Origin of the sequence: Vibrio kyushuensis (assembly GCF_050337325.1) — a bacterium.
Classification (GTDB): domain Bacteria; phylum Pseudomonadota; class Gammaproteobacteria; order Enterobacterales; family Vibrionaceae; genus Vibrio; species Vibrio kyushuensis.
In genome coordinates this window covers 73,476-85,756 of the sequence record NZ_JAKJSV010000009.1, presented here as the reverse complement: position 1 = coordinate 85,756, position 12,281 = coordinate 73,476, and the positions used below count along the sequence as shown (strand labels likewise).

Here is a 12,281-nt window from a genome sequence, read left to right as displayed (position 1 = left end):
CCTTAGATGTCTAGTACTTGTGGCTGTTGAGCAACATGGTTGTGCTCAGTACCAGCGTATACTTTAAGCTTACGGTACATTGCGCGGCCTAGTGGACCACGTGGCAACATACCTTTAACTGCTAGTTCAAGAACCATTTCTGGTTTCTTAGCAATTAGCTTTTCAAAAGTGATTGTTTTAAGACCACCAGGGAACTCAGAGTGACGGTAGTAAACCTTACCCTTAGCTTTGTTACCAGTTACAGCAACTTTCTCAGCGTTAACAACGATGATGTAATCACCAGTGTCTACGTGAGGAGTGTATTCTGCTTTGTGCTTGCCGCGTAGGCGAGAAGCGATTTCACTTGCTAGACGGCCAAGAGTTTTGCCTTCAGCGTCTACAACATACCAGTCGCGTTTTACAGTTTCTGGTTTAGCAACGAAAGTTTTCATGCTAATAATTACCTATTTAAAAAAATTTACACTTAAGGAATACTTACGTATTCCCACTGTCTAAGAGTTACCATTCATCACCCCTTCGAGTGTTGGAAAACTCTTGGCGTAACGTGATTTTACTCATCGTTAGAGGCCCGCAGTAACGGTAGGTCGCAGGATTATAGAGAAGAGCGAAGAAAAAATCACCTCTTTTTGAATAAAATCACGATTTTTTTTGGCGCGCTCGTACCGCTCAAATAATCAACTAGCTTAGATGCTCTTTCGCCAAGTAATCATGACTTTGCATTTCAATCAATCTTGACTGACAACGTTTAAATTCAAATTCGAGAAATTCGCCATTATATAGACTCTCAAGTGCCACCTCTGCTGAGATAATCAATTTTACGTTTCTCTCATAAAACTCATCTACCAAAGCAATGAACCGTCTCGCGGCATCATCAAGACTCGCAACCATCAATTCGACATCGGCAAGCAGTACAGTGTGATAGATTTTGGAGATCTCGATGTAATCGTTTTGACTACGGGCACTTTTACAAAGCTGCTCAAAGGTTGCGTGTAACACGCCATCACTTGCCTCTATCACATCAATGATTCGGTGATTCACATCGATACTCGTCTGGATTGGTTTATCTTCACCAACAAGCTGAGCGTAATAGCGATATAAATTTTTGTTCGCCACTTCATCAAGTGGATAGTGATAAATCTCAGCTTGCTCTAATGTTCTCAAACGGTAGTCCACACCACTATCAACGTTCATCACCGTACAGTGCTTCTGAATCAAATTAATCGCAGGGATGAACCTTGCTCGTTGCAATCCATTTCGATAGAGATCGTGAGGTGGAATATTAGAGGTCGCAACCAGGATAACTTGTCGCTCAAATAGCGCTTGAAATAGAGTGCCCAAAATCATCGCATCAGTAATATCGGAAACAAAAAACTCATCAAAACAGATGATGTCTGTTTCTTGTTTAAATTTATCCGCGACGATTTCCAAAGGATCTGCCACCTCTCCTAGTGCTTTCAATTCGTCATGGACACGGTACATAAAACGATGGAAATGAACGCGCATTTTTTTTTCACTCGGCAATGAATCAAAAAATGAATCCATTAAATAGGTTTTACCTCGACCGACTCCCCCCCAAAAGTACAGTCCATCAGGTACCTCAGCCGACTTAGCCTTTTTGCCAATCAGTTTTTGCCAACGAGTAAGTGAAACCTTGGGGGTATTGATATATTCAACAATCTGATGATGAAGATTATCCAGTGCCTCAACCGCTTCAGATTGCGCATCATCCCTTTGAAAACCATGCTCTTTTATATCTTTCTCATACTTCTGTTTTGGTGTCATATCAAAATCGCTTACTACAAATTAACCCTGCAAAATAATTGCATTTCTCTTTATCGAGCCTTCAGCTCATAGTAACATGCCAATTATACATGTGTAAGCAAGTGGTAACGAGCATGTTAATTTCTCAGTCAATAAGGAGCTATTATGCCTTGGATTTACGCCGTTGTAGGCTTATTAATTGGTACTGTATTAGGAGTTATTTTCGGTCGCTTCACGACGCCTGAATATAAAAAACAAAAGTCTGTGCAAAAAGACTTAGACACCGCAAAGTTCGCTCTTGAGCAGCAGAAGCAAGAACTGACTGACTATTTCGCACAAAGTGCCGAGATGCTCGATACGCTAGGAAAAGATTACACCAAGCTTTATCAACATATGGCAAAAACCTCAGCCGAGCTACTACCGAACCAGCCTGAGCAAGACAATCCTTTTACCAAACAGATTACCCTTCAAGCCGATGAAGAATCGACGGTAGAAACAATCAATACAGCGGATCAGGCACCAAAAGATTACGCTAAAGGTCCAACCGGGCTGTTTACAGATAAAGAGAAAGAGATCATTCATTCAGAAGAAGTCGTTACAGCTAAAGCTTCTTAATCTTGTGAATTAATTTTGAATGGGAACTAAGTAAAGGTTTTTGAGTCATAACTCAGACTAGTGTCTTTTGTCATTTCAACGCCAACCAATGCATTGAAAGTAAGATCTTAATCTAATTGGAGTTATCAGATGAAAAAACCTTTGCTTTTATTAACGTCCCTCACCCTCAGCTTAAGTTCAATCATCATCCCTGCATCTGCTACTGCCGCTTTACCTGTCTTAGTCAATGATCAAGCTCTACCTAGCCTAGCACCTATGCTCGACACGGTGACTCCCGCTGTAGTGAGCATTGCCGTTGAAGGCACACAAGTTTCTCGGCAACAACTTCCAGAACAATTTCGCTTCTTCTTTGGTCCTGACTTTCCAACTGACCAAGTACAAGAAAGACCTTTCAGAGGGCTTGGTTCCGGCGTTATTATCGACGCAGAGCAAGGGCATATTGTTACCAACTACCACGTCATTAACGGCGCCGAAAAAATTCGGGTGAAGTTGAAAGATGGACGAGAATATGACGCAGAGCTCGTTGGTGGTGATCAAATGTCCGACATTGCACTTCTCAAGCTAGAAGAAGCAAAGAACCTTACTCAAATTCAATTAGCTGATTCTGACAAATTGCGAGTCGGTGATTTTGCGGTTGCCATTGGTAACCCATTTGGCTTGGGGCAAACCGTCACCTCTGGAATCGTATCCGCTTTAGGTCGAAGTGGGCTTAACCTAGAAAACTTTGAAAACTTTATTCAAACCGATGCCGCGATTAATAGCGGTAATTCCGGTGGCGCTCTGGTTAATCTAAACGGTGAGCTAATTGGTATCAATACCGCTATTCTTGGACCAAATGGCGGCAACGTCGGCATTGGTTTTGCGATTCCTGCCAATATGATGAAAAACCTGACAGGGCAAATACTCGATTTTGGCGAAGTGAAACGCGGCATGCTTGGTGTCCAAGGTGGAGAGATCACCTCTGAACTCGCAGAAGCCCTAGGCTATGAATCAAGTAAAGGCGCGTTTGTTAGTCAAGTCATCCCTAATAGTGCAGCCGATGATGCAGGCTTACTTGCGGGTGACATTATCACCACTATCAATGGTAAAAAAATCGATACCTTTAGTGAACTTCGCGCTAAAGTCGCCACTCTAGGAGCGGGAAAACAACTTACTTTAGGCGTCGTTCGTGATGGGAAAACCATGGATTTTGATGTGACCCTTGGTGAGCAAACGACCAGTAAAACTGCCGCTGATAAATTGCATGCCGGTTTATCCGGTGCGGAACTAACCAACACAACAGACAATGATGTCATTGAAGGTATTAAAGTATCCAATATTGAAGAAGGCTCCTCTGCCGCAGCGTATCAACTTCAAGCTGGAGACATCATTATCGGGGTGAACCGTAAACGAGTTAAGAACATCGCAGACCTCAGGGCGATTATCGATCAAAAACCGGGGGTTTTAGCGCTTAACATTCAGCGTGGTGATCGAACTATTTATCTCGTTGTCAGATAACTGATTTAAAAATCAGCCATTAAAAATGTTAAAAGGCGACACCAATAAAGGTGTCGCCTTTTTGTTATTTATCAATCTAATGCTATGCTTCGACAGCGCACGCGGTAAAAACACGTTTGATTTTTAGGGTTATTATTCTATTTCTGAGGAAAGTATGCTGAGGTTCATGTTACGTTCGGTTATTTTAGGTTTGGCAACAGCACTCATTTTATTACTTGCTATCCCATCGTTACGCCCAAACCTTTTGCCACAAGTTATTCCTTCGGTAACGGATAGCTTTACCTCTCCGCAATTATCATTTAATGACGCGGTTCGAAAAGCAGCACCCGCTGTCGTTAATATTTACAGCCGAAAATACACTGAAGATAATCGCACTAAGCTTTCCACTCAGGGCCTTGGATCAGGGGTAATAGTCAGTGAGAAAGGCTACATTATTACCAACTACCACGTTATTGCCCAAGCAGATCAAATCATCGTAGCTCTTCAAGACGGGCGTGTCGCAGCCGCACAACTGGTTGGAAAAGACCGCCGCACCGATATCGCTATCTTACAGATTGAAGGTACTAATCTGCCTATCATTCCGCAAAACCCAAATTACGCAGCAAAGGTGGGGGATGTCGTTCTTGCAATAGGCAACCCATATAACCTGGGTCAAACGACTACCTTTGGCATCATCTCAGCAACAGGCCGATCTTCTATCAGCGCAGATGGACGCCAAGCATTCATTCAAACCGATGCTGCTATCAATCAAGGTAACTCTGGTGGCGCACTAGTCAACAGTCAGGGTGAACTTGTTGGCATCAACACCGCTTCTTTCCAACAGGCGACTGATTTAGAAACCTACGGCATCTCATTTGCGATTCCTTATACCCTTGCAAATAAAATTATGAATAAAATCATTGCTGATGGTCGAGTGATTCGTGGCTATATTGGTATTGATGGTCAAGATATAAACTCAGTTACCTCTCGATTACTAGGAAATGAACACTTAGGTGGCATTGTGGTGTTAGGCGTTGACCCTAATGGTCCTGGCGCTAAAGCTGGCTTTGTCGCTCAAGACATTATTCTCAAAATTGATGGGCACAAGGTTAATGGACGTCAAAGTGTCATGGATATCGTTACAGACCTTCGCCCAGGTACAGAAGTTGAAGTACTGATATTGAGAAAAGGCGAAGAGCTTACTTTGCCAGTGACCATTGCTGAAGACTCTCGCGAATAGGCATTTTCGAAATCGCTTTAATTTTGAATGCCTTGCTCTAGCTGCGTCTTAAAGGTGAACCGTTTTAGAAGCTGGTGGCTCTAAAAGTAAGTTACTCTAGAAAGTAATAACTTAATAATTAATTTTCCCCAAAAACAATGAAGCCCCTAACATTAGGAGCTTCATTTTTATTACTTTAACAATTGGTCTTAGCTCTCTTCTGCCGAATTGGCTTCAAGCTCAATCCGAGTAACACGCTGTAACCCTCGTGGCAATAAGCTACCTCGACGGCCACGTTCACCACGGAAGTTATCAAGATCAGCAGGCTTAAGACCTAGCTTACGCTTGCCTGCATAAATCGTTAGCGAAGCTCCCTGAGGTAAAGCGATAAGGTGTGAGACAAACTCTTCACGCTCTTTCGCTTTAGCTGCTGGAATGTTGATGATCTTATTCCCTTTACCCTTACCAAGTTGTGGTAGATCTTTAATAGGGAATAACAACATTCGACCTTGATTGGTAATCGCCAATATCTCATCAGAATCGAGATCGCCTACCGTGTCCGGTGGCATCACTTCAGAGTTCTGAGGCAAGTTAACTAACGCCTTACCGCTCTTATTCTTAGACAGGAGGTCACTGCCTTTACAGACGAAACCGTAACCTGCATCTGAGCCCACTAACCAAAGTTGCTCTTCTTCACCCATGATAACCTGACGCATCGAGCTACCCACACTGATATTTAATCGGCCAGTGATCGGTTCGCCTTGGCTACGAGCAGAAGGAAGAGAGTGCGACTCAAGTGAGTAACTGCGGCCATCACTTGCAAAGAACACCGCTTGCTGACTGCTCTTACCGCGAGCATGAGCTAAGTAGTTATCACCCGATTTATAGTTCAGTGTTTCGGCATCCACTTCATGCCCTTTCGCATGACGAATCCAACCTTTTTCAGAAAGAACAACCGTAATGGGCTCACTCGGAATAAGGTCACGTTCGGTCAGCGCTTTCGCTTCTGCACGTTCAATAAGAGGAGAACGACGATCATCGCCGTACTTATCAGCATCTGCCTGAATTTCTTTTTTGATTAGCGTACTTAGACGACGCTCAGAGCCAAGCAGCTTCTCAAGTTTATCACGCTCTTTTTCTAGCTCATCTTGTTCACCACGGATCTTAAACTCTTCTAATTTAGCTAAATTACGAAGTTTAATATCCAGAATGGCATCAGCTTGCGTTTCAGAAATATTGAAGCGACTCATCAATACTGGACGTGGTTCGTCTTCAGTACGAATGATTTCTATCACTTCATCAATGTTGAGATACGCAACTAACAAACCCTCTAAGATGTGCAGGCGAGCAAGGACTTTGTCTAAGCGATGTTGAAGACGACGACGAACCGTAGTTCGGCGGAATTCAATCCACTCATTTAGGATTTGTACTAATCCTTTAACTTGTGGTCGCTCATCCAAGCCAATCATGTTTAAGTTAACGCGGAAGTTTTTCTCAAGATCAGTCGAAGCGAACAAGTGATTCATTAACTGATCGCAATCGATACGATTAGAACGAGGAACAATGACAATGCGAGTTGGGTTTTCATGATCCGATTCATCACGAAGATCATCAACCATTGGCAATTTCTTCGCACGCATTTGAGCGGCAATTTGCTCTAATAACTTAGCACCCGATACCTGATGAGGCAGCGCCATAATTACAATATCATTGCCTTCTTTGTGCCAGACTGCGCGCATTTTGATGCTGCCGCGTCCAGTGCGATAAATCTTTTCAATATCAGCTTTAGGTGAAATAATTTCAGCTTCAGTTGGGTAATCCGGCCCTTGAACAAAGCCCATGACATCGCTTAGCTCTGCCTTGGGGTTATCCAACAGATGGATTGCAGCATTGGCGACTTCACGCACGTTATGTGGTGGAATATCCGTTGCCATACCTACCGCGATACCCGTAATACCGTTCAGTAATATATGAGGCAGACGCGCAGGCAGCATTTGTGGCTCTTTCATCGTGCCATCAAAGTTTGGCTGCCATTCAACTGTGCCTTGACCTAGCTCACCAAGCAGTACTTCTGCGAATTTAGACAGTTTTGCTTCGGTATAACGCATTGCAGCGAATGATTTAGGATCATCGGGCGCACCCCAGTTACCTTGGCCATCAACTAACGGATAGCGATATGAGAATGGCTGAGCCATCAATACCATCGCTTCGTAACAAGCAGAGTCACCGTGAGGATGATACTTACCTAATACATCACCAACAGTACGCGCTGATTTTTTATATTTTGATGATGCTGAGAGACCAAGCTCTGACATTGCATAAATAATACGTCGTTGAACCGGCTTTAGGCCATCACCAATGTATGGCAAGGCACGATCCATAATGACGTACATAGAGTAATTTAGATAAGCGTCTTCGGTGAACTTGCGCATTGGCAACTGTTCTACGCCATCATAAGTAATTTCAGTGGACATTGATTAAACCTCTGCCATATCGCCGTTAGCTTGTAACCATGAGCGGCGATCATCAGCACGCTTCTTACCTAGCAACATATCCATCATTTCCATGGTCGCTTCACTATCATCAATAGTGAGCTGAACCAATCGACGAGTATTCGGATCCATTGTCGTTTCGCGCAGCTGAAGGGGGTTCATCTCACCCAGACCTTTAAATCGCTGTACGTTAATCTTGGCTTTCTTCTTGCTCAGTCGCTCAAGTACGCCTTCTTTTTCATCTTCATCGAGGGCGTAAAAAACCTCTTTGCCGCAATCAATACGGAAAAGTGGCGGCATAGCAACATAGATATGGCCAGCTTCTACTAACGCACGGAAGTGACGAGTAAAGAGCGCACAAAGAAGGGTCGCGATGTGCAGACCATCCGAGTCCGCATCGGCAAGGATACAGACTTTGCCATAACGCAAGCTTTCAAGATTATCGCTGTCAGGGTCGATACCCAGTGCAACCGAGATATCGTGAACTTCTTGAGACGCCAATACTTGATCTGCCGAGACTTCCCAAGTGTTAAGGATTTTACCACGCAGTGGCATAACCGCTTGAAACTCACGATCACGAGCTTGCTTAGCAGAGCCTCCCGCAGAGTCCCCTTCGACGAAGAAGATTTCAGTACGGCTTAAATCTTGCGCTGAACAATCGGTAAGCTTGCCCGGTAGAGCCGGACCTGATGCGACTTTCTTACGCACCACTTTTTTGCTTGCACGCATACGACGATGCGCATTAGCAATACAGACCTCAGCAAGCTGTTCCGCGAGTTGTGGTTTTTCGTTTAACCACAGGCTAAAGGCGTCTTTAACCACACCAGAAACAAAGGCTGCGGTTTGACGAGAAGAGAGGCGCTCTTTTGTTTGCCCTGCAAATTGTGGATCTTGAATCTTAACGGACAGAACGTAAGAACAGCGTTCAAAGACATCATCACCTGTTAGCTTAACGCCACGCGGAAGCAGATTACGGAACTCACAGAACTCGCGCATTGCATCGAGTAAGCCTTGGCGCAAACCATTAACGTGCGTACCGCCTTGTGCGGTCGGGATCAAGTTAACGTAGCTTTCGGTGATCATATCACCGCCTTCTGGCTGCCAGATTATGGCCCAGTTCGCAGCTTCTGTTTCTGCTGAAAACTCACCCGTAAACGGTGCTTCTGGGATAACTGTGTATCCTTTCACGCCTTCTGCTAAGTAATCTTTTAAGCCATCTTCATAGAACCACTTATGATCATTGCCATTGACCTTGTCACTAAACGTGATCTCAAGACCAGGGCAAAGAACCGCTTTGGCTCGTAGGTTATTGATGAGTCGAGTAACAGAGAAGTTGCCAGAGTCGAAATAACTAACGTCAGGCCAGAAATGAACACTGGTGCCTTTATTGCGACGGCCACACGTGCCTGTCACTGTCAGTTCTTCAACTTTATTACCGTGTTCAAACGCCATTTCATAGACTTGGCCATCTCGGCGCACGGTTACTTCAACGCGTTTAGATAATGCGTTAACAACCGAGATACCCACACCGTGCAGACCACCAGAGAACTGGTAGTTTTTGTTCGAGAATTTACCACCAGCGTGCAGCTTACAAAAAATAAGCTCAACGCCTGAGATTTTCTCTTCAGGGTGAATATCAACAGGCATACCACGACCATCATCAATTACTTCTAATGATTGATCGGCATGAAGAATTACTTGTACCTTTGAGGCATGTCCGGCTAGCGCTTCATCGACACTGTTGTCGATAACTTCTTGACCTAAGTGGTTAGGTCTCGCTGTATCCGTATACATCCCTGGTCGGCGACGTACTGGTTCTAAACCATTGAGTACCTCAATGGCCCCAGCATTATATTGTTCAGTCATAATACGGAATATACTTAGTAGATAATTAAGTCATTATATTGCTGTTGGTATAGAGAGACTGTTAACACTTCTTGCGAATATGGCATCAATAGAGACCAAAGCGCAGTAATCGTACTAAAAGTGACAAATTTGCTGAAACAATCAGCGTTCACAACAACAAAAGTATAGGTAGAACATAGTCTGGAAGTGGCTCTCTTATGTCAAGAGAGATAGGTAAGTAACAGGTAAAATTATGACTCCTCCCTCAGTGGGCGAAGGAAATACCTAAATTACTAACCTTTGAATTGATCACGCTAATCTTCCAATCAATAAACGTGACAGAGCAGTCTGTAACAGCTTAAATCGCCTATAACGCGAGAAACTTTACAATTTCAGCAGGGTATCGTTCAAAATTAATAAAGCTGTGGTCACCACCTTGCTCTACCGTCTGCTTAGATAAGCTAAACCTTTCTACAGCTTGACGATAATCTAGAACTTCATCTTCTGTTTGCTGCAATAGCCAAAAATCTTCAGGATGCTTAATAGACTCAACATCTAGCGACTTTAACTGCTCAATGTGAATAGGCTCTAAGGTGTACTCTTGCCCCGTATAGGGATTAACTTGCTCACCTAAATAATCGACCAATAACTCATAAGGCTTAACTGCTGGGTTCACCAAAACAGCTTTAAAGCCAAACTTTGCATTGAGCCAAGTCGATAAGTATCCACCAAGAGAGCTGCCAACCAGTGCTATTTGGTACTCAGAGTGATGTTTCTCGATTAATTCTAGTAAGCAGTTAGCCGCTTCATCTGGAAAACAAGGAAGTTGCGGAGTAAGAAGTTTGATATCAGGACGCTGTGATAAACAGTACTCGTTCATCACGTTCGCTTTATGTGACTGCGGTGAGCTGTTAAATCCGTGAATATACAGCAATAATGGTTTTTTCGTTTGCGCCACTATTAATAGCCGCCCGCAGTAAAATCAGGTAGAAAACTATCATTAGGTAAACGCTGAACCTTTGTCACAAGCTGACCATCAGCATGAAGGTCTAGCTCTCTCCAACCAGGAGAGCATCGGTCTAAAGCGAAGTCATCTGAATTAGGTTTAAACTGGATGCAGGTTGACGGTGTTGCAATCACACGTACACCATTCACTTCTTTATCCATATCTTGATGAACATGACCACACAGTATCGCCTTAACATTCTGGTGCTTATCGAGGATCTGCCACAGTTGTTCACTGTCTTTTAAGGTGTGCTGATCAAGCCATGCACTGCCCACTAATATCGGGTGATGGTGCAGTAAAACCAAAGTATGTCGATTCGGATTTTCACTGAGCTTCTGATCTAACAAGTTTAGCTGTCTATCACTTAAGCGGCCATGGGGTTTTCCAACCACTTGTGAGTCAAGCATGATAACTTGCCAGTGTTCACCAATAAAAGAGTGCTCGATATGCTCTATTTGTACTGAAGGGAAAACGGTTCCCATATTAGGCTTGTAGTCATGATTGCCCGGCAACCAATAACAAGGCTGCTTCAACGGAGCGATACCGTTTGCAAAGTGTTGATAAGATTCAACACTGTGATCTTGAGAAATATCACCAGTTGCCAATATCGCTTCAAATTTCACAGCAGACTGCTTAACCATAGCCACAACAGCTTGGAAACTTTCTAGTGTATTTACGCTCAGAAGGCTACCGTCTACGGGAGCAAACAAATGAGTATCTGTGATTTGTAACAGCTTAATCGGTGTAGACTCAGCTGTGCTTGACGACAATTTCAAAATCAAAACCTGAACATTTACGTGACTATTGACGAATATTAATTGGAGCTTGGCTAATGCCGTGTTTTAGACAAAATGTCAGCCAGTCTCCTAAAAAACGGTTAATTTGTGCTTTTTCATCTTTCTGCATCATTCTAGCGTTTGGGTAGTCGTAGCGTGCTTTAACTCGCCCAAAATGTTCGCTAGAAAAGACTTCTGCCACACGAGCATCGTGATACAGCCTGACAGACATTTTAGGTAATGGAAATATTGGAACGTCATCACTCTGACAGACCTCCACTAAAGTTGTGTACTTTGTGACCTCGCACACTTGCAATTGGTACGTCATGGCACCGGCTTTATAACAGCGAATATCGCCAACCTTTGCGTCAAAAGGCAGCAACGCGTTTAGTTTGGCGTAATTAGTTTCATAAACGCGCATTAGCTCGGCTAGATCGACATGGTAAACTTTGTTTTCCATCACAATCGCCACTTAGAGACAACTTCACGGTGATTAAGCTCTAACCATTGCAGTGCAATAATAGAAGCACCATTTTCAAATTGCCCTGACTTGACCCTTTGATAAGCAACCTTACGTGACATGACATGGACACGAATATCTTCGCCTTCATAATCAAGCCCGTGGATACCAGAAGCTTTTGACGCATCGACTTCACCAATATACACATCTAGCTTTTCAGAGCAGCCACCAGAAGAGGGATAAAAAGAGGTGATTTTTTCAATCTGATTAATCTCAATCCCTGCTTCTTCGACCATTTCTCGACGCGCAACATCTTCAGCGGTTTCACCTGGGTCAATAATGCCGGCCACAATTTCTAATTGCCAAGGCGATTGATGCTCAAGAGCACCTACTCTTATCTGCTCAATGATGACAACTTGATCGGTAATGGGATCATAAGGCAATACCGCAACGGCGTGCCCACGCTCAAACATTTCTCGCTCGATCGGCTCACTCCAACCGCCATCAAACAGACGATGGCTAAATTGATACTTAATCATCTTAAAAAAACCGCTAAAAAGGGTTTTCTTCGACATAACTTTTACGTCTTGACGAGTAAAGTCGATCAATGGCTTGTTCGAGTGTTGCATCC

General features: G+C 43.7%; 11 protein-coding genes. 3 read left to right on the top strand and 8 right to left on the bottom strand.

What is annotated here, in order from left to right:
* Nucleotides 1-2: 2 nt before the first annotated feature.
* Complete coding sequence (rplM, locus tag L4D20_RS19285; RefSeq protein ID WP_010434689.1) at nt 3-431, bottom strand: 50S ribosomal protein L13; 429 nt, start codon at nt 429-431, stop codon at nt 3-5.
* A 247-nt stretch (nt 432-678) separates the two neighbouring features.
* Nucleotides 679-1,782, bottom strand: a complete 1,104-nt coding sequence (gene zapE, locus L4D20_RS19280) for a cell division protein ZapE (RefSeq protein WP_428803217.1) — start codon at nt 1,780-1,782, stop codon at nt 679-681.
* A gap of 144 nt (nt 1,783-1,926) precedes the next feature.
* On the opposite strand from zapE, the gene zapG reads away from it, so the two are divergent.
* The 3 genes from zapG to degS all read left to right on the top strand — a co-directional run bounded on the left by zapG (nt 1,927) and on the right by degS (nt 5,092).
* Complete coding sequence (zapG, locus tag L4D20_RS19275; protein WP_428803216.1) at nt 1,927-2,376, top strand: Z-ring associated protein ZapG; 450 nt, start codon at nt 1,927-1,929, stop codon at nt 2,374-2,376.
* Between the two features lie 129 nt (nt 2,377-2,505).
* Nucleotides 2,506-3,873: a Do family serine endopeptidase gene (locus L4D20_RS19270; protein WP_428803215.1), complete on the top strand. Its 1,368-nt coding sequence runs from the start codon at nt 2,506-2,508 to the stop codon at nt 3,871-3,873.
* A 154-nt stretch (nt 3,874-4,027) separates the two neighbouring features.
* Nucleotides 4,028-5,092: an outer membrane-stress sensor serine endopeptidase DegS gene (degS, locus tag L4D20_RS19265; protein WP_428803214.1), complete on the top strand. Its 1,065-nt coding sequence runs from the start codon at nt 4,028-4,030 to the stop codon at nt 5,090-5,092.
* Nucleotides 5,093-5,280: 188 nt separating this feature from the next.
* On the opposite strand, the gene parC is transcribed toward degS, so the two are convergent.
* The 6 genes from parC to nudF form a co-directional block, all read right to left on the bottom strand.
* A complete protein-coding gene (parC, locus tag L4D20_RS19260; RefSeq protein ID WP_428803213.1) occupies nt 5,281-7,545 on the bottom strand; it encodes a DNA topoisomerase IV subunit A in 2,265 nt (754 codons plus the stop codon).
* Between the two features lie 3 nt (nt 7,546-7,548).
* Nucleotides 7,549-9,429 (bottom strand): DNA topoisomerase IV subunit B, encoded by a 1,881-nt coding sequence (gene parE / locus L4D20_RS19255; protein ID WP_428803212.1) that lies wholly within the window; start codon nt 9,427-9,429, stop codon nt 7,549-7,551.
* A 346-nt stretch (nt 9,430-9,775) separates the two neighbouring features.
* Nucleotides 9,776-10,366, bottom strand: coding sequence for an esterase YqiA (gene yqiA, locus L4D20_RS19250; protein WP_428803211.1), 591 nt, complete (start codon nt 10,364-10,366; stop codon nt 9,776-9,778).
* A 2-nt stretch (nt 10,367-10,368) separates the two neighbouring features.
* Nucleotides 10,369-11,190 (bottom strand): 3',5'-cyclic-AMP phosphodiesterase, encoded by an 822-nt coding sequence (gene cpdA, locus L4D20_RS19245; protein WP_428803210.1) that lies wholly within the window; start codon nt 11,188-11,190, stop codon nt 10,369-10,371.
* A 25-nt stretch (nt 11,191-11,215) separates the two neighbouring features.
* Complete coding sequence (locus tag L4D20_RS19240; RefSeq protein ID WP_428803209.1) at nt 11,216-11,650, bottom strand: DUF1249 family protein; 435 nt, start codon at nt 11,648-11,650, stop codon at nt 11,216-11,218.
* Nucleotides 11,650-12,279, bottom strand: a complete 630-nt coding sequence (gene nudF / locus L4D20_RS19235) for an ADP-ribose diphosphatase (protein ID WP_428803208.1) — start codon at nt 12,277-12,279, stop codon at nt 11,650-11,652. The genes L4D20_RS19240 and nudF overlap by 1 nt, the downstream gene beginning before the upstream one ends.
* Between the last annotated feature and the right edge of the window lie 2 nt (nt 12,280-12,281).

Bases quoted from the DNA above. Each gene is read 5' to 3' on its own strand.
- rplM (WP_010434689.1), bottom strand. From the start codon at position 431: ATGAAAACTTTCGTTGCTAAACCAGAAACTGTAAAACGCGACTGGTAT.
- zapE (WP_428803217.1), bottom strand. From the start codon at position 1,782: ATGACACCAAAACAGAAGTATGAGAAAGATATAAAAGAGCATGGTTTT.
- zapG (WP_428803216.1), top strand. From the start codon at position 1,927: ATGCCTTGGATTTACGCCGTTGTAGGCTTATTAATTGGTACTGTATTA.
- L4D20_RS19270 (WP_428803215.1), top strand. From the start codon at position 2,506: ATGAAAAAACCTTTGCTTTTATTAACGTCCCTCACCCTCAGCTTAAGT.
- degS (WP_428803214.1), top strand. From the start codon at position 4,028: ATGCTGAGGTTCATGTTACGTTCGGTTATTTTAGGTTTGGCAACAGCA.
- parC (WP_428803213.1), bottom strand. From the start codon at position 7,545: ATGTCCACTGAAATTACTTATGATGGCGTAGAACAGTTGCCAATGCGC.
- parE (WP_428803212.1), bottom strand. From the start codon at position 9,429: ATGACTGAACAATATAATGCTGGGGCCATTGAGGTACTCAATGGTTTA.
- L4D20_RS19240 (WP_428803209.1), bottom strand. From the start codon at position 11,650: ATGGAAAACAAAGTTTACCATGTCGATCTAGCCGAGCTAATGCGCGTT.
- nudF (WP_428803208.1), bottom strand. From the start codon at position 12,279: ATGCAACACTCGAACAAGCCATTGATCGACTTTACTCGTCAAGACGTA.